Below are 20,513 nucleotides of genomic sequence, written 5' to 3'. Positions count from 1 at the left end.
TTTAAGTATACGCTGAAATAAGCCGGTTCGCTCATAACACCCTTTTAAGCCTCTCTGGACCTTTTTAAAAGGTGGAACTATGCTACATCGTTCTTTAACTCAGTTTTTTTTTCAGATTCAAGTTCGAACATATCTTCCTGGATCTCCGGACGTCCAGGCAGGACAAGGTTCAGGATGACACCGACCAAAGCCGCTAAAGCCATGCCATGAATTTCGAAGTTTTCATTTACCTTGATGAATGCTCCGCCAATCCCGATTACAAGGATGACTGATGAGACGACAAGGTTACGTGTGTTGCCAAAATCGATTTTGCTATCAACCAGCATTCTTAAACCTGATGATGCAATGATCCCGAACAACAGGATGGATACTCCGCCCATAACTGGTGTTGGAATCGAGCTAATCAGCGCAGTGATTTTACCGATAAAGCCGAATACTGTCGCAATGATTGCCGCTCCAAGCAGGACATAGACACTATATACTCTTGTGATTGCCAGCACACCGATGTTTTCGCCGTAAGTCGTTTTTGGTGGGCCGCCGATCAAGCCGGAAATCATCGTTGCCATACCATCACCCATGATCGAACGGTGAAGGCCTGGTTCTTTTATATAGTCTTTGCCGACAACCTTGCTTAACACAAGCTGATGGCCAATGTGTTCAGATAGAGTTACGATTGCGACCGGTACCATCAGAAGGACAAGTTTCAAGCTGATGCTTATATCATAATCTACAAACGGGAAGATGAAATCTGGCATTTCAAATACTTTTGCTGCTTTTACACCGCTGAAGTCTACAATCCCAATCGAGAGGGAATATAGATATCCGACTACGATTCCCCCTAAGATCGGAACCATGCTCAGCATTCCTTTTCCATAAATCGAGAAGACGATTGTTGCGGCAAGCGTCACAAGTGCAGCAGAGAAGTGGATCAAGCTGTACTCATTCGTTCCAGGGTTATTCATTGCCATGCTAACTGCAGTACCAGCTAATGAAAGTCCAATTACGATGATAACCGGGCCTACAACTACAGGCGGCAACAACTTCATGATCCAGCGATAGCCTGCTTTCTTGATGATTAAAGCGACGATTCCATATACAAGGCCGGCAAGGAAGGTCCCGACCATGGCTGCTCCCGGTCCGCCGCCTGCTTTGGCTGCGATGACGGGTGCGATAAAAGCGAAGGAGGACCCCAGGTAAGCTGGAACCTGGAATTTTGTGATGATCAGGAAGGCGATCGTCCCAAGTCCGCTTGAGATCAAGGCGATTGCCGGGCTTAAGCCCACAAGATAAGGTACAAGGATTGTAGCGCCAAACATGGCGAATAAGTGCTGAAGGCTTAGTGTCACCCATTGAAAAGGTGATGGTACGTCTTTTATATCCAGGATTGGTTTTGTATTCATCTGTAATATCCCCTTTCTTTTATAAAAAGAAAAACCCTCTTTGCCAGTGAGTGGATGCAAAGAGGGTGGGTAAAAAAGCCCGCACAAAGCCATCGGCGTTGCGCTCCCCCTTTCCAGCCTCTCTGGACTGTTATTAAAAGGGCACTATTTATTTTTCAAAAATGCTTACGCGGTCTTCTTCATCCACTTCCTGCAGTTCAACCACAATTTTTTCCGAACTTGAGGTCGGGATGTTTTTTCCTACAAAGTCTGCCCTGATCGGCAGCTCCCTGTGACCTCTGTCAACCAGGACTGCAAGCTGGATGGTCGCCGGACGACCGATGTCAATCAGCGCATCCATTGCGGCACGGACTGTCCTGCCTGTATAGAGTACATCGTCAACTAGGATCACCTTTTTATTTGATACGTCCACCGGAATATCCGAGCCTTTTACTTCAGGCTCCATGTCAATGGTTTTCGTGGTCAAGTCATCGCGGTACAGAGTGATATCAAGTTCACCTACCGGCATTTCCGCCCCTTCAATCTCGCGGATTCTCTCTGCCAGCCGATTGGCTATATAAATTCCTCTCGTGCGGATGCCAACCAGGACACAATGTTCGATCCCTTTGTTTCTTTCAATGATTTCATGGGCGATCCTCGTCAACGCCCGGCGAATTCCCTGGTTGTCCAGGACAACCGCTTTTTCGGACATTTGTTTTCACTCCTTCTCTTTCTATGGTTTGAAAACGGATTTAAGTAAAAAACCCTCCTGCCAGTTCGGGCAAGAGGGTAAACGTGTAGTGTAAATTGCATCGAGGCATAGAATAATGCCTGTTGCAGATCCGTTTCCTTCTCAGCCTCACGGGACTGTCTTTAAAGGACTTATTAAACTATAGTCATCTTAAGATACTTGTTGAACTTTGTCAACGATTTTCTCTTAATTGATTTAAAAGCTCCGTGAAATAGTCAGGAATCGGCGCTTCAAATTCAAGATATTCGCCTGTTCTCGGGTGGTCAAACCCAAGGAGGCCGGCATGCAATGCCTGTCCGCCAAGCTCTAGCGTCTTTTTCGGACCATATTTCGGATCTCCAGCAAGCGGATAACCGATGTATTTCATGTGGACACGAATCTGGTGAGTCCTTCCTGTTTCAAGCTGGCACTCAACCAAGGTGAAGTCCTGGAACCGTTCGAGCACATTAAAGTGTGTGACAGCATTTTTCCCATTATCGACAACTGTCATGCTCTGGCGGTCTTTTGAATCACGTCCGAGCGGCGCGTCGATTGTGCCATGGTCATGCGGGATATTTCCATGGACGAGCGCTTTGTATTTTCGGGTTACCGATTTGGCAACAAGCTGGTTCACTAGGCTTTCATGTGCCATGTCATTTTTAGCGACCATCAGCAGGCCTGATGTATCCTTGTCAATCCGGTGGACGATACCGGGGCGCAATACACCATTGATTCCAGACAAATCTTTGCAATGTGCCATCAGACCATTTACAAGCGTGCCCGTCATATGGCCTGGTGCAGGATGAACCACCATTCCTTTTGGCTTGTTTACTACAAGGACATCATGGTCCTCATAATAAATTTCAAGATCCATCTCTTCAGGAATGACGTCAAGGATTTCTGGTTCAGGAATGACGATTTCCAGTTTGTCATCCAGGCTGCATTTATAGTTTGTTTTTACCTGAGCTCCATTTACAAGTACATTGCCTTCCTTGATCCATTGCTGGACCTGGCTTCTTGACCATTCAGAATCCAATGTGGAAACGACTTTATCTATTCTGTCACCAGCCTGTTCCTCACTGATGATGTGTTCCATTTTCTCCATAAGCTTTCCTTTTCGCCTCTCTCTCTTCCCTGATCATATCAATCATCAACAGACCCACTCCAATGACAAGAGCAGAATCCGCGATATTGAAAATAGGGAAATCGTAACCAAAAATATATGTGTTGACGAAATCAACTACTTCTTTCCGGAATACCCTGTCGATAAAATTACCTATTGCCCCGCCAAGCATGAAACCAAGCGAAACTCCCAGCAGCAGTTTGCCTTTCGCTGCCTTTTGAATATAAATGACAAGGCCAATCACCACTGCGATGGTAATGACATAAAAGAACCACATTTGCCCCTGCAGGATTCCCCATGCAGCCCCACGGTTGCGGTGAGAAGTGATGTACAAGAAATTCTCAATGACCTTTATGCTATCTCCAAGCTCCATGTTTTTAACAATTAACCATTTAGTAATCTGATCAAGCAAAATAACAAACAGCGCAATTATGTAATAAAACACAAAGGTACCCTCCACATCAAAAGCAATTCATATATCACCTTTGCATTTTAGCACATCTGCGGTCAAAACTACAGATTTTATCAGTTTTAGTATTGTTGCTCGCATTCTACACTGGTTTAACATATGCAAATTGAAATATTCAGTTGGAAACTGGAGGTTTTTATCTCGATTTTCCCAGAAATTAAATTACGGTTTGTTTATTGGCGAAAAAATATTTTTATTGGCGATTTTCAATGTTTTATTGGCGGAAAATTTATTTTATTGGCGATAATGCACAGTTTATTGGCGAAAACCGATTTTTATTGGCGACTTGGAAATTTTCACTGATTTTTTCCAATTTCCAGCTTTCAACTCGTGAATTTCATAGGGATTGCCACGAACCCATCACGAGTAAATCGGTTTCCGGCAGTATTGTTCTATTTGCGCCAATTCTCCTGCAGACCTGGCTGTTGGGATGGTCTGCAAAAACTCATATGGCAGGTATTCTCCGGATATTTCACATATTCCATATTCGCCATTTTCGATTTTTTTCAGTGCTGCTTCGATATCGCGAAGTTCATCCTTGATATAATGTAAAATCCTAACATCACTTTGACTATAGTTCAGGTACGTTAACAATTCTATTCTTGTTTCGCGGAGCTCGTTGTAAATGTAATCAAGATTACCTTCCATATATCTGCCCCCGTTCCTGTTTACAGCTATTATTTCCCGTTGCCATTTGCTGACTCAGTTAAAGTTTTAACATGAACTGCAGGAATTCCCGGATCAGGAAGATATTTGACATGATAAAAAAACTCCGGGTTCGAAAACCCGGAGTTTCATATAACGGATTAGTAATTTTCTTTTACAACTGTTGCACAGCGTTCGCAAAGTGTTGGATGTTCTTCCACCTTGCCGACTTCCGGAGTGACAACCCAGCATCTTTCGCAGGTTTCGCCTTCTGCTTTTGTGACGACGATTGCCGCATTCTCGAGTTTGATCGCATTTTCAGGAGCCTGGTCGTAGCTTCCGGCTACCTCAAAGCCTGAAACGATGAACAGCTGGCTTAAGTTTTCAGAGATGGAATCGAGCAGTTCTTTCGTGCTGTCATTGACATATAAGGATACCTTGGCAGTCAGTGACTTTCCGATCACTTTCTCATTTCTTGCTTCTTCAAGAGCCTTCAGGACATCGTCACGAAGCTTCATGAATGCATTCCATTTCTTCTCAAGTGCTTCAGCGTTTGCGACTTCTTTGGCTTCAGGCATATCTGTAAGCTGGACACTATCTTCCTTGGCAGAAGGTATGAAAGCCCAAACCTCATCAGCAGTATGTGAAAGGATTGGAGCAGTAAGCTTAACCAATGCAAGCAAGCTTTCGTGCAATACTGTCTGAATTGCACGGCGCTCTGCGTTATCTGCTGCTTCGATGTAAAGAACATCTTTCGCAAAATCAAGATAGAAAGCACTCAAATCTAAAGTACAGAAGTTATTCACCGCATGGTATACACCCGCGAATTCATAGTTGTCATAGGCATTGCGTACATATTTGATTAACTTGTTGAGCTTCACAAGCATGAACTGGTCGACTTCACGAAGCTGGTCGAATGGAACCGCATCAGTCTCAGGATTGAAGTCTGACAGGTTTCCAAGCAAGAACCTGAATGTGTTACGGATTTTACGATATACCTCGGCAACCTGTTTTAGAATTGCGTCAGATACACGTACATCTGATTGATAGTCAACGGATGCAACCCATAGACGAAGGATATCAGCTCCCAGCTGGTTCATGACCTTGGCAGGAACGACAACGTTCCCGATTGACTTACTCATCTTGCGGCCTTCGCCATCAAGAGCAAAACCATGGCTTAGTACACCTTTGTATGGTGCCTTACCTGTGACAGCTACCCCAGTAGATAGAGATGAGTTGAACCAGCCGCGGTACTGGTCAGACCCTTCAAGGTAAAGGTCTGCTGGACGCTGCAGTTCATCACGCTCGACAAGCACTGCCTGGTGAGAGGATCCTGAATCGAACCAAACATCCATGATATCAGTTTCTTTCGTAAAATGGCCGTTCGGGCTGCCAGGATGGCTGAAGCCTTGAGGCAACAATTCCTTCGCTTCTTTTTCGAACCAGATGTTTGAGCCGTGCTCGCGGAACAGGTTTGAAACATGTTCAATCGTTTCATCTGTGATGATTTCTTGCCCGTTCTCAGCGTAGAATACTGGGATTGGAACACCCCACGCACGCTGGCGGGAAATACACCAGTCACCGCGGTCGCGGACCATGTTGAACAATCTTGTTTCTCCCCATGCCGGAACCCATTTCGTTTCTTCCACTGCCTTGAGCAACTCGCTGCGGAAGTCTTTGATTGAAGCGAACCATTGGGCAGTAGCGCGGAAGATTACCGGCTTCTTTGTTCTCCAGTCATGCGGATAGGAGTGTGTAATGAAGCTTAACTTCAATAACGCACCGACTTCCTCAAGTTTTTCGGTGATTGGCTTATTAGCCTGATCATAGAATAAACCTTCAAATCCTTCTGCCTCAGCAGTCATGACACCCTTATCATCAACAGGACATAAAACATCCAGACCGTATTTCTGGCCGACATGGAAGTCATCCTCACCGTGTCCCGGAGCAGTGTGTACGCAACCTGTACCAGCATCAGTCGTAACATGCTCTCCAAGCATCACCAGGGAATCGCGGCCGTAGATTGGATGTTTTGCAAGAACACCTTCAAGCTCTTTACCAGAAACTTTCTTGACAGCAGAAACCTCTTCCCAGCCGATTTCCTTCGCAACAGCTTCAAGCAGAGCTTCGGCAACTAGATATTTCTTATTGTCAGCCTCCACTACCACATAAGTGAGGTCAGGGTGAACAGAAATCCCAAGGTTGGCAGGAATTGTCCAAGGAGTTGTTGTCCAGATGACGATTTCCACATCCTGATCAAGAACACCTTTCCCGTCTTTTACCGGGAATCCAACATAGATGGAAGCTGAACGCTTATCCTGGTATTCGATTTCTGCTTCTGCCAGCGCAGATTCACTTGATGGTGACCAGTACACTGGCTTTTTGCCTTTGTAGATATAGCCTTTCTTTGCCATTTCACCAAATACCTTGATTTGCTGTGCCTCATATTCTGGCTTCAATGTGATATAAGGATTTTCCCAGTCACCGCGAACACCAAGACGCTTGAACTGTTCACGCTGGTTGTCAATCTGCTGGTAAGCATATTCTTCACAAAGCTTTCTGAACTCAGCGACTGTCATTTCCTTGCGCTTAACGCCTTTGTTCGTCAACGCCTGTTCAATCGGCAGGCCATGTGTGTCCCAACCAGGAACATAAGGTGTGCAGAAACCGCTCATTGACTTATAACGGACGATAAAATCTTTCAGGATTTTATTCAATGCGTGGCCCATATGGATGTCTCCATTGGCATATGGAGGTCCGTCATGCAAGATGAACAGCGGACGCCCTTCAGTGTGTTTTTGAACCTTTTCATAGATATTCATTTCTTCCCATTTTGCCTGGATTTCCGGTTCCCTGTTTGGAAGGTTTCCGCGCATTGGAAACTCAGTCTTCGGCATGAGCAAAGTGTCTTTGTACTCCATTTTATTGATCCTCCTATTTTTACCGTTGCATACATGTTCGAAATCAATCATGAAAAATAAAAAAACCTCCTCATCCCTGAAAAGGGACGAGAAGGTTTATTTCCCGCGGTACCACCCTAAATAGACAAGGATCATCGTGATCCTGTCCTCTTAGCATTCTTAACGCGAATGTCACGCCTGTGCTTACTGATCCTGATTGGATGTTCAGCTCGGAACTATCGGGTGATCTTCTGGCAATCCGCTTGCAATGGGCTTCCACCTTCCCCATTTCGCTGAAAAAGCAAGCAACTGGAACGCCATACTGTCCCTGTCATCGTTTCTGTCATGTATTGCACTTTGTTATGAAATTATATGCGAAACAGCGTGCCTGCGTCAAGCCAGTGAATCTTCTTCTTCTCTTGCAGTCGCCTTTAATTCTGTTGAATCAAGCTCATATTCAAGCAGGTGATCCCAATCATCGGTATTCAGCATATCAAGCTGTGCTTCAATCAGCATCTTGAATCTTGTCCTGAATACTTTGGACTGTTTCTTCAATTCTTCAATCTCCAGGGCAATTTTTCGTGCTTTGGACAAGGATTCATTGATGATTCGATCAGCGTTCTTTTCCGCTTCCTTAACGATCAGCTTTGCCTCTTTTTGCGCGTTGCGGCGGACTTCTTCCCCAGCTTCCTGGGCAATAACGATTGATTTATTCAAGGTTTCTTCTATATTTGTAAAATGGCCAAGCCTGGAATTCATTTCATTCAGCTTTTCTTCCATTTCTTTTTTTTCACGGATTATTAGTTCGTAGTCCTTGATGACTTGATCAAGGAACTCATTCACTTCATCTTCATCATACCCGCGAAATCCCTTATTGAATTCTTTGTTGTGTATATCTAACGGCGTTAAAGGCATTACGCCACCTCCCATTTCGTTATAATCCTTTATGTACTTAAAGCAATGATTCGACAAAAAGACTAAAAATCCTTCTTCTTTACTATATAATTATTTTTTTCTTCCGGCAATAACTCGATATTTATCTTTTTTCGTTTTTCCTTCAATTGTGATGATTTTCGCACGCCCATATCCGCGGGCAGAGATGACATCCCCTTCACCACATTCAAATGCTGTATTTTCGATAGCTGTCCAATTGACTTTCACATGTCCATGCTGGATCAAAAGCTGGGATTTTTGCCTGGAAAGATTGAACAGTGCAGACATGACTGTATCCAGCCTTAAAGACGAGACCGTGGTACTCATCTCATTCCATTCATCATCAATTGCTGCAGCATTTTCAAGGGGAAGCTCGTCCAGGCTGATTGTAGCCCTTCCGACAGATTCTAGCTGCAATCTGATATAATCGGCGATTTCAGCAGCAGCAAAAAATTGGACCGTATCCCCATCAATAAGGATGTCGCCGAACTTTCCGCGCTTCAGCCCAAGTGACATCAGGCTTCCGAGTACCTGTCGATGTTCGATGTTCACGAACTTACTGGCATAATCAATGCCGAAAAGCTTAACTTGAAAATCCTCTTGTTTTGCTTCCAAATACTCTGGAAACAGAAACGCCCGTTTTCTCTCTGTACCTGCAGCCCCACCAAACAATTCCCATTTCACTTCTGAATGCTTTCCGATGACAGTTCCTAAGATTTGCTGCTCCCGCGGGTCCAGGAAATCAGTCAGCTTTGGAGCATAATTTTGCTCAACATATTCTTTCCAGTTAATCATCTGATCGATAAATTCCCGTTCCTCAGGACGGAAATGCTGGTAAATACTCATACTTTACTCCTTTGGTACCTTAATAGAAGGCTCTGTTAAACAAGGTTGTTGATTTTCGTTCCAGGCGCTTCGCTTTCCGCGGGGGAAGAATTTAAAAAGCTCAAGTGCCAGCTTTTTCAAAGACCAAATTCTTCTTGGCTGGCGCTGAGCCTCCTCGTCGCTTTGCTCCTGCGGGGTGCAAATGATTCCTCACGTGAATCATTTCACCTAGGTCTCACCTGACCAGCTGCGCCCGCAGGACACTGAATAGCTTCCTCGAATCAGCCCACGCACGATGGAAATGCGTTAGCATTTTCGGAGGAGTCTACGCGCCTTCCACTACAATCAACAGGTTTTTAAAAACAAAATTCAGCTTAAACAGAGCATAATAGAAAATAAACAGGGCCTGAATCAGACCCTGCAAGAATAGTCATATTTTTAAAACCAATGAGCCAACTGATACAAGCCTGATACCGCGAATTTCAATACTAGAAACGCCACGATTGGCGAAATGTCAATCATGCCAATTGAAGGCACGATCCTGCGGAACGGCTCCAAAAACGGCTCGCAAATTCGAGCCAAAAATTGTCCGATTGCTGTTTCCCTTGCATTAGGAAACCATGACATGAAAATATAAATTATCAATGCCCATTGATAAATTCCAACTAATTGGGCTATTAATCCAATCACTATATCCATTAACCCTACCACCTCGACTCTTGGTAATCCCGCTCCTGCATCAGTTCAGAAATATTCCCTGTCACTTCCACATTATCCGGGGTACATAAAAAGATATTCATGCCGATCCGCTGGATATCACCACTGATGGCATAAACGGTTCCGCTTAAGAAATCCACAATCCTTCTCGCCTGGTCTTGTTCAATACGCTGCAGGTTCACGACAACAGCCCGGCGATTTTTCAAGTGGTCAGCAATTTCCTGCGCTTCGGCATACATCCTTGGTTCCATCAGGATAACCTTGGATGCTTTTTGCACGCTTTGAAGGCTTACCACATTCTGCTTTTGCTGGACAGGATGTTTGCTCGGCTTGTATGGTTCAGTTTCTTCTTCGAGCATTTCCTCATCATTATAGTCATATTCATCTTCCAGGAAAAAAAATGTCTTTATTTTTGATTTTAAACTCATATTATTGCACCTCCGATTCATTGCCTACCAGGGCTGTACCGATTCGCACCATAGTGGAACCCTCTTCAACCGCTATTTTAAAATCATTTGACATTCCCATTGACAATTCATGGCATGGAGCATATTCCAGTCTAAGCTGTTGGATCTCTGCCTGAAGATTTTTCAGTGTTCTGAAGCAACTCCGGATCACCAGTTCATCTTCAGTAAATGGAGCCATCGTCATCAATCCGCTTACTTCTATATTGGGGTACTGATTCAATTCTTGAACAAATCCAGTGACATCTTCAGGATTCAATCCGTGTTTGCTCTCTTCCCCAGAGGCATTCACCTGAATCAGGCATTTTACCTTTGAGCTGGCTCGTTTGTTAATTTCCTTTGCAAGCGACAGCCTGTCCAGTGAATGGATATATGTAACGTGGTCTATGATACTTTTGACCTTTCTTGTTTGTAAAGTACCAATAAAATGCCACACAGGCTTGTCCTGCAAATGGCTGATTTTATGGAGCAGACCCTCATCCCTGTTTTCACCGAGATGGAGCACACCAGCATCGATCGCTTGCTGTGCCCTTTCGGGGGAAACATATTTGGTCACGGCGATGATTTTCACCTCGTCCGGACTCCGGCCCGCAGCTTGGCAGGCATTTGCTATTTGACTCTGGATAACCTCCAGATTTTCTGCGACATTCATTATGGACGGCTATCCTCCTTCCAGCCGATATATGCCATCATACGGCCTGCATTCCCCTTATCCCTTCTATGGGAATAAAAGTGCTCACTATGGCAGCTTGTGCAATAATCGGTTACTTCTATATTCTCGTCTTTCACTCCGGCCTTCACCAAAATATGGCGGTTCAATTCTTTTAAATCGAGAGAATATTGGCCGTCACTAACTTGATTATATGGTAATATATCGACACCATCTAGTATATTTTTCACTAAATTGATGACTCTCTCATCAACAATATAACATTTTTTGCATATTGATGGGCCAATTATGGCAGAAATATTTTCGGTTTTCGCCCCATTTTGCCTAAATTTGCTGACCATTTCGCCTGCAATGCCATGGACGGTGCCTTTCCATCCCGCATGCGCGACGCCAATCAACCTGGATTCTGGCTCAATAAAATACAGCGGTACACAATCTGCATAGCAAAGTGTCAGCAAAATGCCCTGCTCTGAAGTCAAAAAACCATCCGTTGCCGAAAAAGAAGATTCATAATCACTTGAGCCTTTTCCATGATGGGCTTTGTCGATTTTTGCAATCTGGATGTCATGGGTCTGTTCCGCTCCAACCCAGCTGGAAAGCGGAAAATCGATCTTTTCAGCCAGAAGAAGACGATTTTCGCAAACAGATGACTGCTCATCTCCGACATGGAAGCCGAAGTTCAAACCCGAAAAGGTCTGCAGCTGGCTCACTCCGCCATTTTTTGTCGTGAACCCAGCCTCAAGTCCGGGATAGCGCTCCATCCACTCTTTTATTGAAAAATATTCCTGGCTTTTTAAGATGAATGGCTCCATAAATTTGTACCTCACACGTTTTTGTCTAGTTTATCACATACTACCCGCAATATAACAGTATTACGATGCTACTGGTCCTGATTCTCCTGCAGCAGATATTCTCCACTGTCCTTATAGCGGACCAAAATGACATCTTCACCTATTTTCAGGATGTTCCTCCATGGTATGACGACCTCTTCTTCCTTCCCGAAGAATCCTAGTACCTTGCCGGAACTCCCAATGACGACAGCCTCGATTTTACCGGTATTTAAATTGATTTCAAAATCCTCAATGCTCCCAAGTCTTTTTCCATCCGACACATTCACGACGTCTTTCACCTGGAACTCGGTAACCTTTACCATTCAGATCCCTCCGGATTTCACTGTGGCGTTTTCCGCCCCTTATAGCATTATATGAATCAGGAAAAGATGTATGATTGCGCAAAAGCATTCAAAAATTGAAAAAGCTGCCCGTTAAGGCAGCTTAGCTTTGGATATTTTTATTCATTTGTTTGATGGCTGCTTTTTCAAGCCGTGAGACCTGGGCCTGGGAAATGCCGATTTCATCAGCTACTTCCATTTGAGTCTTGCCCTGGAAGAACCTTTTCCTTAAGATCAGCTTTTCCCTTTCATTCAGGCGTCTCATCCCCTCTTTCAGGGCGATTTCCTCAATCCAGTTCGTATCCTTGTTCCGTTCATCGCTTAGCTGATCCATCACATAGATTGGATCTCCGCCGTCATTATAAATCGGTTCGAACAAAGATACTGGATCCTGTATGGCATCGAGGGCGAAGACAATCTCTTCATGCGGTACTTCAAGCACCTTCGCAATTTCTTCTGCAGTCGGCTCCCTTGAAGCCTCACTCATAAGCTTTTCGCGTACCTGCAATGCTTTGTATGCGATATCCCTGAGTGAACGAGAGACTCTGATTGGATTATTATCTCTTAAATACCGTCTGATTTCACCGATAATCATCGGGACGGCATAGGTTGAAAATTTAACATTCTGTCCCAGATCAAAATTATCAATGGACTTCATAAGGCCTATACACCCGACCTGAAACAGATCGTCGACAAACTCGCCCCGGTTGTTAAAACGCTGGATTACACTCAAAACAAGCCTTAGGTTCCCATTCACCAGTTTTTCTCTTGCTGTGATGTCACCGCTTTGCATCTCTCTAAATAGTTTTCTCATTTCCTCGTTTTTCAGAACGGGAAGCTTTGATGTATCAACACCGCAAATTTCAACTTTGTTTCGTGTCAATCTTTTCCCTCCTCACAGGAGCTGCTGTCAAAATTCAGTATCTCCGCAGGAAGGAAAAATATGCACTGATTACCGGGAGGCTGGAACGCCTTCTGGAAGAATCAGCCGGCCAAACCCCCTTGTTATTGATATTTTAAGGTTAAAATTTATTTGTGAAAATTTTTCTGCTATACCATTTTATTGAATTCTTTTCTTAAACGTTTGATGATTCGCTTTTCCAGGCGGGAAATGTACGACTGGGAAATCCCCAGCATATCCGCTACATCCTTTTGCGTCTTTTCCTCCCCGCTGCCAAGGCCAAAACGCAATTCCATGATCTGTTTTTCGCGGTCAGAAAGCTGCTGCAGCGCTTTTACCAGTAATTTTTTATCCACATTCGATTCGAGATCCTTCGTGATAATATCGTCATCCGTACCGAGGACATCGGATAGAAGAAGTTCATTTCCATCCCAATCGATATTCAGCGGTTCGTCAAATGATACTTCCGAACGAAGCTTATTATTCCTCCGCAAATACATCAGGATTTCATTTTCAATACACCTGGATGCATAGGTAGCCAGCTTGATTTTTTTCTCCGGGTTGAAAGTATTGACCGCCTTGATCAATCCGATTGTTCCGATGCTGATCAAGTCTTCAATGTTGATCCCTGTGTTTTCGAATTTGCGGGCGATGTAAACGACCAGCCTAAGGTTCCTTTCGATCAGAATCGACCTCGCAGCTTTATCCCCGTTAGGAAGTTTGTTCAAAAGCACTTCTTCCTCTTCTTTCGTTAAAGGAGGGGGCAACGCTTCGCTACCGCCGATATAATATATTTCATCTGTTTTCAAGCCTAGTTTCATTAATAATTTATACCAGTAATAGGATAACCGAAGCCGCAAATTTTTCATTGATTGTCCTCCTTCTAAATTATGTATTTCTGAGTATAGTAATATTAGCTTACCTTCACCGTCTGCTCTGACTTTGCCATCCCTGCAAGCATTTTAGGATGGATGATACACTGAAAACTTCCATCTGCCGATAATTCCTGTGCTGTGAAAGAAATCAGGCTCTTTTCTGCTCTGTATATGCCATCTTCCGTAGTAATCATGATTTGATCCGGATTAAAGGCAATAATTAACTGATGCTCTTGTCCGACGACTTTACATGGAATAATTCTCATTCTGTTTTCAAGCTGCTGTGAAAATTGTCCGTCACCAGACAATACACAATCAGGATTTTCGGCAATCTTTTTGATTTCTGTCGGTATACGATCCAAACAGTGGGTGATAGATAAAATCATGACCGGCTGTTTAGAAATGGGATCATATAACTGGTTCCCGCTGTCAATCAATCCTCTAATGTTAAAATCCATCTCCATGAATTTCACTTCCACATCAGCAAGGGAATCATATTGGATCTTCGTCATTTCGAATTGTTCAATATTCCTTCTGGAAAAATGCCAGGCCAGCGGAAAACCCAATAACACAAACAGCCAGCTGACAGGGTCGCCGAACCCTTTTATATGATTCATGGCGACATCTGAGGCCAAATCCATATCAAATTGGATGAAATAGTGGACACCTGTCAAGGTACCTCCAAGCAGGAAAGTCGTGACATAAAAAGTCATAAGTGCTTTTAAGAAAAACCGCATTCTTTTATAGCCAAAAGCTGCCAGTACCATCAAAATTGAAAAGAGTAATTTCCCAGCCGGATGTCCGGCTGCCGCATGAAATGGCGTTATCGATAATATAATGAGCACTGAACCAATAGCTCCTCCTGCCGCCAAACGCCAAAGCTTAACCTGCCTCTTCAGGATAATCGCAGCCAAATATAGAAGAAACGTATCAAATAGCAGATTCAATGCCCAGATCACATCCAGATAGACCTTCACCTCTCATCCTCCTGTACAAAATAGCAGACGCCTTATGCCCTTTCAGTCAGATATTCTCTAGTTTGTAAGGTCAATGGCGCAATGTCTGGCTAAATCCCCATAAACAGCAAATATCTGATGGCAATACGATTGGCACCGAACAAGATCATGGTAAGTGATACAAGTTTGCCTCTTGCTCTATCATTCCGTTACGAAAAAGTATATCGTCATTGGCATATGAAGTGTGTCACATTCTGGCAACAAAACAACAGAGATTTTCACTTATCCCTTCGGATTTTGTCAGTTTTCTGATTTTTATTCTGCAGGTTGAAAGAAGCCAGATTTAATAGTCTGTATGACTACTTCTTCACATTCTTTTTTTGGATGTTAAATCACCCTAGTAGATTTCCAGCAAACATAAAAAAGGCATAGCCGTTATGGCTATACCTTTTAGTCTTATAATGTATAATTATCGTCTTCTGTTACGGTTACGCAGGAATGTTGGAATATCAAGAGCATCATCCCCTTGTGAAGATGGATTGCTTCGTGGCGCTTCCTGCTGGATTTCTTCGCGTTTTGGCTGTTCACGCTTGATTGCGCCTATTCCAGGCTTTTGCTGTCCTCCAAAACCAGGTCTTGTCGGTTTTGGCTGGACAACTTCCTCATTGAAGCCTGTAGCGATGACAGTAACGATGATTTCATCTTTTAAGTTTTCATTGATTACGGAACCGAAGATCATGTTGACGTCCTGATCTGAAGCAGAAGCTACAATATCTGCAGCCTCCTGAACTTCATACAGGCTAAGGTTTGTGCCGCCTGTAATGTTCATCAGGACACCTTGCGCTCCATCAAGGGATGTTTCAAGCAATGGTGATGAAATTGCTTTCTTAGCAGCTTCAGTTGCACGGTTTTCACCTGAAGCAACACCAATGCCCATCAATGCAGAACCTTTGTTGGACATGATTGTCTTCACATCAGCAAAATCGAGGTTGATCAACCCTGGTGTAGCAATCAAGTCGGAAATACCCTGAACACCCTGGCGAAGAACATTATCCGCTTCACGGAATGCTTCAAGCATAGGTGTACTTTTGTCGACAATCTCAAGCAAGCGGTCGTTTGGAATGACGATCAGTGTGTCTACCGCTTCCTTCATTGCACCTATTCCACCGCCAGCTTGTCCAGCGCGCTTGCGGCCTTCAAAAGTGAATGGGCGTGTAACAACCCCTACTGTTAAAGCTCCAAGATCCTTAGCGATCTGTGCAATTACCGGTGCAGCACCTGTTCCTGTTCCTCCACCCATGCCGGCAGTAACGAATACCATGTCAGCGCCTTTAAGCACTTCTTCAATTTGTTCTTTGCTTTCCTCGGCAGCTTTTTTACCTACCTCTGGATTGGCACCAGCACCAAGTCCGCGTGTTAGTTTTGCGCCGATCTGCATCCTGATTTCAGCTTTGGAAAGGTTCAGTGCCTGTGCATCCGTATTAACCGCAATGAATTCCACACCTTGAACGCCGTGTTCGATCATTCGGTTAACCGCATTATTTCCGCCGCCGCCAACACCGATAACTTTTATAGTAGCAAGTGAATCTAAATTCGTATCAAATTCCAACATGACAAATCCTCCTAATTCGTCGATTTCCTGTTAGCTCTGATTATTCAAAAAAGTAGCCAAGAAATTTTTTCATTCTTGTGGTGACTTTTTCTTCAGGCTGTTTCTCAGGCTTCGATTTTGGATGCGGCTGTTTTTGAACTCTCTTTTCTTTCGGTTCTAATTCGCTAAAAGCTGCTTCCATTTTCTTCCCTTTTAATTTTGCGTTTCTATAAGCAAATTGTATCAAACCAACGGCAGTCGTATATTGAGGTTCCCTGACGCCAATATAGTCCGGAATGGCTATCCTTACCCTGCTTTGGAAGATATCCTGCGCTAGCTCCAGGACTCCCTGCATATTGGCTGTTCCCCCTGTAAGGACAAACCCGCCAGGCAGGTCCCTGATGTTCATATGTTTCAACTCATCCTGGACAAGGGAGAAGATTTCTTCCATTCTCGCTTCAATGATATCGGCTACTTCCAGCTGGTTGAACTGCTGCTGCTGGTCACTGCCGATAATTGATACTTCAAATACCTCGTCCTCTGAAGCATGGTCGTAAAAAGCATGTCCGTGCTTTAATTTCAATTGATCCGCTTCTTCGGTCGTTGTGCGCAATCCGATGGACAAGTCCTTGGTAATATGGTCTCCTCCAACCGGTATAACAGATGTACCCCTTAAGTGCCCGTTTTCAAAAACAGCGACTGTTGATGAACCGCCGCCGATGTCAATCATCGCGACACCCATATTCTTTTCATCCTTTGAAAGTGCGAATGCACCTGCAGCAAGCGGCTGAAGGCCAATATCTACAATTTCAAGTCCAGCACGCTCAACACAACGAAGAGTATTATGTAAGATTGTCTTTGATCCAGTAATGATCGTACCTTCCATTTCAAGCCTGACACCGATCATGCCTCTTGGATCATTGATCTCATCAAGACCGTCAACGATAAATTGCTTTGGAATCACGTCTATTATCTCTCGCTCAGGCGGGATCGATACCACCTGTGCAGCATCAATGACTCTCGCTACATCCTCATTTGTAATTTCGCGATTGTCGCTGGAAACCGCAACCACGCCATGGCATGGCAAAAGTGAAACATGATTGCCGGTGACACCTACAATCACCTGGTTAATCTTCAAACCTATCATTCTTTCAGCCTGTTCAATTGCCCTTTTAATAGAATGAACGGTTTCATCTATATCAACAATGGAGCCCTTCCTTAAACCTTCGGACTTCACATTGCCAACACCAATTATATTCAACGTGTCATTAACCATTTCCCCAATGATAACCTTAACACTGGATGTACCGATGTCAAGACTGACATATATATCATTGCTGTTCATTCTGTGGCACCTCCTTCAACAATTCCTAATGTTTGAACAACAATTTCCACTCTGTTATCTAATTGCGTTTCTTTTTTAATTACATTACTTTATTCGTCACAATTAAATATTTCCCTTTTAAAATATCATTTTTTTTTCTACTTTTCACTTGTCGTTGACCATTTTGTCAATATTATTCTTCTGATGACCGCTATATTCTGGAACAGCCTTACCCCAAAGGCAAAAACTGCTGCTAAATACAAGTCTACACCAAGATGAACACCTAGAAAAGCTAAACTTGCTGCCAATATTATATTAAAAAAGAAACCTGAAACAAAAACTTTTTCATCGTAGATATTTTGAAGCTGGGCACGAATCCCGCCAAACAATGTATCGAGGGCTGCAAGGATCGCGATGGATAAATAATTTGAATACTCTTCAGGGATACGGATATCGGTCAACAAGCCTATGATGGCACCGATTATCAAGCCCATTATTGGAAGCCACATTATCCGTTGCCTCCCCCTTTTTCTGTTTTAGCAGATTCCATGTATCTGATCCTGATCGTATCCTGATAAGCAGGAATGATCAGGTCTCCCACGGGCCTGTTTACCTTAACTTCCAGATTATCAATGAAGAAGTCCTCGGCAACCGTAGAAACCTTCATCCGGTTGTATAATTTTTCAGCTGTATCCCCATTCTCTGTAATGACCTTCACCTCAATGGGAAACCGGTTCAGGGAATGGTTGTTTATTTTCGTCACCCTGTTAATATCCCGGATGACGGTTGTATTGATGACCCTCTCACCATCAACTGAAACATGTTTTGCTCCATACATATTCAATTCATTCAAGAGCCTCTTTAGCAGGTCAGGAGACACCGAAGGAGGATTGTCTCCTTCGACTATCAGATTGAACGCAGGCTCAATCGACAGGGAGAGACCAGGACCCTTAACCTCTTCCAGGCCGGCTTCATCTTTCAATTCAGCGAGTGTTTCACGGAGCACTTCTTCTTTGCTTTGCTGCCGTTCAGTTTCATACTTGGTGATTTTTTCTTCGTTCGACCTGATCTCGAGAAGCAGCCTTGATTGCAATTCCTTCTCTTTCATTAAATCTTCCCGAAGCTGCCATGTGTCACGTGTATCCCGGACTTCTGGTTCCCTGACGGTTTGAAACTGAATGGCGACCATTAATCCAATAATAGCAGCGATCAAGCTGAAGCTGAGATTTTTAGGTCGGCCCATTGTTTTTCACCTTGCTTTCTATAAGGCCTTTTCATTTTAACTTGCCGAAATCATCTCTTCATGCAATATATCGGAAAGAGAGATGACCTGCTTTAATTTCCAAGGATTGGCTCCATCGCTATTTCCGACTTTTTTTCCAATGAAAAAACAATCTGGTCATTCACTAGCTGGTCTTTTACCCCACCGGTAATATTTAACGCGGAGGAAAGGACATCGGGGTCACCTATCGCAGTGATTTCAAAAGGGGCAGGATGCTGGTAGCCATCCACAGTGATAACCGGGCCAGTACACAAAATATAAGAATTATGCGCTATTCTCTGCCCATTCACAGCGACCGCTGCTGCTCCTGAAATGTAGAGTTCGTTAATCACCTTGAAAACATGATGTTCATGGACAAGATAATTATTGATATTCTCTTCATCTGGATCGTACTCACCATCAGCAAGAGTTACTTTCACACCTTTACCACTGACCTTTACCTTTCCGAGAAACATCCGATATTTTTCAGCGTCTTCAGCCATGTTGAAAAATACTTGCGCTTCCTTGGACAGGCTTGTTTCAATTTCCCTTACCTTCTCCTGCTTGGAATTCAACTCTTTTTGCAGTTCCCGGTTTTTTTCTTCTTGTTCGATCAACTGATTCCTCAGGCTGATATGCTGCTCCCACTGCCTGTCCGTCAATCTCTTGCCTTTGTCGCTGTCATTCTGGGTGACACGGAATGAAAAAGCGACCATGAAGCCGAGAACCAGGAAAACGATTGAAAGAACTACTCGGTTACTGTTCATTTTCTTGTTCAATTTCAACTTCCTCAGCTTCCTCTGCTTCATATGCTTTAAAATAAGAGCCAACCTCAAGATCGATTACACCCTTTTTTTCAGGGTCAAGCTGGCTGACTATGGACGGATAATGAGCCATTTTTTCTGAGAAAGTCCTGAGTGTCGCATTCACTTCAAAGCCATCGTTCATATAGAGCTTAATTAAATATTTGTCTGTCTTCACCGGCTTCGAGTGAATTTCAGAGATTGAATTGATGACCACCTCAGGCAATTCTTCCAGGGATGCCAGCATTTCGTCCAACACTTTTCCTTCTTTAAAACCGATCAGGATTGGTGCGTTGACAGGGATTTCTTCAATTTGCTTCTTCCCGAGTATATGCCCGTTTTCAAGGACCGGGTAGAAACTCTTTCCTTTTGATATGTATGCAAGCCTGTCGTACTCCTCGACCTTGATTCCCACTGTATTCGGTAGTTTGACATTGACAGTCGCATTTTCGATTTCCTCGATTTTTTCAAGCTTCTTTTCAATCTCGCCCCTGTTGACCTTCCAGATATTAAATTCAAGTGACAGCCCGCTTTTTTCGACGATTTGTTCAGAGGTATACGAATGGTTTCCCGAAACGGTAATCTCCTTCACCTTACTAAGTGGCGACTGGAAATAAATAATACCTGCAATCAAAATGAAAAATAAAGCAAGCAGCATGATCAGCCTGCGATTGGCCTTCTTCCTCCTTTGATGTTTCAGCTTAGGAATCCGGTCTTCAATTGAGACGATTTTACCCTTATCCATTTTCAATCCCCTCTTTAATCGGCTGAACCCA

General features: G+C 43.8%; 22 protein-coding genes and 1 other annotated feature. All 22 genes read right to left on the bottom strand.

The window, feature by feature from the left end; translation table 11 throughout:
• Positions 1 to 77 precede the first annotated feature (77 nt).
• The 22 genes from M3593_RS08355 to M3593_RS08250 all read right to left on the bottom strand — a co-directional run bounded on the left by M3593_RS08355 (position 78) and on the right by M3593_RS08250 (position 20,482).
• A complete protein-coding gene (locus M3593_RS08355) occupies positions 78 to 1,400 on the bottom strand; it encodes a solute carrier family 23 protein (protein ID WP_144474816.1) in 1,323 nt (440 codons plus the stop codon).
• A gap of 148 nt (positions 1,401 to 1,548) precedes the next feature.
• Entirely contained in the window at positions 1,549 to 2,091 is a 543-nt protein-coding gene (pyrR, locus tag M3593_RS08350) for a bifunctional pyr operon transcriptional regulator/uracil phosphoribosyltransferase PyrR (protein ID WP_144474815.1), read from the bottom strand.
• Positions 2,092 to 2,302: 211 nt separating this feature from the next.
• Positions 2,303 to 3,214, bottom strand: coding sequence for an RluA family pseudouridine synthase (locus tag M3593_RS08345; RefSeq protein WP_144474814.1), 912 nt, complete (start codon positions 3,212 to 3,214; stop codon positions 2,303 to 2,305).
• Positions 3,186 to 3,677 carry a signal peptidase II gene (gene lspA, locus M3593_RS08340; protein ID WP_144474813.1) on the bottom strand — a complete coding sequence of 164 codons (492 nt, stop codon included), beginning with the start codon at positions 3,675 to 3,677 and terminating at the stop codon, positions 3,186 to 3,188. The genes M3593_RS08345 and lspA overlap by 29 nt, the downstream gene beginning before the upstream one ends.
• Before the next feature lie 384 nt (positions 3,678 to 4,061).
• A complete protein-coding gene (locus M3593_RS08335; RefSeq protein WP_251542108.1) occupies positions 4,062 to 4,349 on the bottom strand; it encodes a TraR/DksA C4-type zinc finger protein in 288 nt (95 codons plus the stop codon).
• A 158-nt stretch (positions 4,350 to 4,507) separates the two neighbouring features.
• The gene (gene ileS, locus M3593_RS08330) at positions 4,508 to 7,267 is read right to left on the bottom strand and encodes an isoleucine--tRNA ligase (RefSeq protein WP_251542116.1); all 2,760 of its coding nucleotides are present in this window, start codon (positions 7,265 to 7,267) and stop codon (positions 4,508 to 4,510) included.
• Positions 7,268 to 7,346: 79 nt separating this feature from the next.
• Positions 7,347 to 7,590, bottom strand: a binding site (T-box leader).
• Between the two features lie 49 nt (positions 7,591 to 7,639).
• Positions 7,640 to 8,161 carry a DivIVA domain-containing protein gene (locus tag M3593_RS08325; RefSeq protein ID WP_144474810.1) on the bottom strand — a complete coding sequence of 174 codons (522 nt, stop codon included), beginning with the start codon at positions 8,159 to 8,161 and terminating at the stop codon, positions 7,640 to 7,642.
• 90 nt (positions 8,162 to 8,251) lie between these two features.
• Positions 8,252 to 9,025, bottom strand: coding sequence for a YlmH family RNA-binding protein (locus M3593_RS08320; protein WP_251542118.1), 774 nt, complete (start codon positions 9,023 to 9,025; stop codon positions 8,252 to 8,254).
• A gap of 417 nt (positions 9,026 to 9,442) precedes the next feature.
• Positions 9,443 to 9,703 (bottom strand): YggT family protein, encoded by a 261-nt coding sequence (locus M3593_RS08315; protein ID WP_144474808.1) that lies wholly within the window; start codon positions 9,701 to 9,703, stop codon positions 9,443 to 9,445.
• A gap of 5 nt (positions 9,704 to 9,708) precedes the next feature.
• Positions 9,709 to 10,149 carry a cell division protein SepF gene (locus M3593_RS08310; RefSeq protein ID WP_144474807.1) on the bottom strand — a complete coding sequence of 147 codons (441 nt, stop codon included), beginning with the start codon at positions 10,147 to 10,149 and terminating at the stop codon, positions 9,709 to 9,711.
• A gap of 1 nt (position 10,150) precedes the next feature.
• Positions 10,151 to 10,837, bottom strand: coding sequence for a YggS family pyridoxal phosphate-dependent enzyme (locus M3593_RS08305; RefSeq protein WP_144474806.1), 687 nt, complete (start codon positions 10,835 to 10,837; stop codon positions 10,151 to 10,153).
• The gene (pgeF, locus tag M3593_RS08300; protein WP_144474805.1) at positions 10,837 to 11,667 is read right to left on the bottom strand and encodes a peptidoglycan editing factor PgeF; all 831 of its coding nucleotides are present in this window, start codon (positions 11,665 to 11,667) and stop codon (positions 10,837 to 10,839) included. Before pgeF ends, M3593_RS08305 begins: the two co-directional genes overlap by 1 nt.
• Before the next feature lie 68 nt (positions 11,668 to 11,735).
• On the bottom strand, positions 11,736 to 12,008 hold the full coding sequence (locus M3593_RS08295; protein ID WP_144474804.1) for a YlmC/YmxH family sporulation protein: 273 nt from the start codon (positions 12,006 to 12,008) through the stop codon (positions 11,736 to 11,738).
• Positions 12,009 to 12,129: 121 nt separating this feature from the next.
• Entirely contained in the window at positions 12,130 to 12,909 is a 780-nt protein-coding gene (sigG, locus tag M3593_RS08290; RefSeq protein ID WP_144474803.1) for an RNA polymerase sporulation sigma factor SigG, read from the bottom strand.
• A gap of 167 nt (positions 12,910 to 13,076) precedes the next feature.
• The gene (gene sigE / locus M3593_RS08285) at positions 13,077 to 13,796 is read right to left on the bottom strand and encodes an RNA polymerase sporulation sigma factor SigE (protein ID WP_251542120.1); all 720 of its coding nucleotides are present in this window, start codon (positions 13,794 to 13,796) and stop codon (positions 13,077 to 13,079) included.
• A gap of 44 nt (positions 13,797 to 13,840) precedes the next feature.
• A complete protein-coding gene (spoIIGA, locus tag M3593_RS08280) occupies positions 13,841 to 14,779 on the bottom strand; it encodes a sigma-E processing peptidase SpoIIGA (RefSeq protein ID WP_144474801.1) in 939 nt (312 codons plus the stop codon).
• A gap of 448 nt (positions 14,780 to 15,227) precedes the next feature.
• On the bottom strand, positions 15,228 to 16,370 hold the full coding sequence (gene ftsZ, locus M3593_RS08275) for a cell division protein FtsZ (RefSeq protein WP_144474800.1): 1,143 nt from the start codon (positions 16,368 to 16,370) through the stop codon (positions 15,228 to 15,230).
• 40 nt (positions 16,371 to 16,410) lie between these two features.
• Positions 16,411 to 17,694: a cell division protein FtsA gene (ftsA, locus tag M3593_RS08270; protein WP_144474799.1), complete on the bottom strand. Its 1,284-nt coding sequence runs from the start codon at positions 17,692 to 17,694 to the stop codon at positions 16,411 to 16,413.
• Between the two features lie 137 nt (positions 17,695 to 17,831).
• Positions 17,832 to 18,182, bottom strand: a complete 351-nt coding sequence (locus M3593_RS08265) for a small basic family protein (RefSeq protein WP_144474798.1) — start codon at positions 18,180 to 18,182, stop codon at positions 17,832 to 17,834.
• Positions 18,182 to 18,916: a DUF881 domain-containing protein gene (locus M3593_RS08260; protein ID WP_144474797.1), complete on the bottom strand. Its 735-nt coding sequence runs from the start codon at positions 18,914 to 18,916 to the stop codon at positions 18,182 to 18,184. The genes M3593_RS08265 and M3593_RS08260 overlap by 1 nt, the downstream gene beginning before the upstream one ends.
• Positions 18,917 to 19,008: 92 nt before the next feature.
• Positions 19,009 to 19,743, bottom strand: a complete 735-nt coding sequence (locus tag M3593_RS08255; protein ID WP_144474999.1) for a DUF881 domain-containing protein — start codon at positions 19,741 to 19,743, stop codon at positions 19,009 to 19,011.
• Complete coding sequence (locus tag M3593_RS08250) at positions 19,691 to 20,482, bottom strand: cell division protein FtsQ/DivIB (protein WP_144474796.1); 792 nt, start codon at positions 20,480 to 20,482, stop codon at positions 19,691 to 19,693. Before M3593_RS08250 ends, M3593_RS08255 begins: the two co-directional genes overlap by 53 nt.
• Positions 20,483 to 20,513: the final 31 nt, after the last annotated feature.

The sequence above is a fragment of the Mesobacillus sp. MER 48 genome, assembly GCF_023714225.1.
GTDB classification, from domain to species: domain Bacteria; phylum Bacillota; class Bacilli; order Bacillales; family Cytobacillaceae; genus Mesobacillus; species Mesobacillus oceanisediminis_A.
This window is presented reverse-complemented; position numbering and strand designations above follow the sequence as displayed.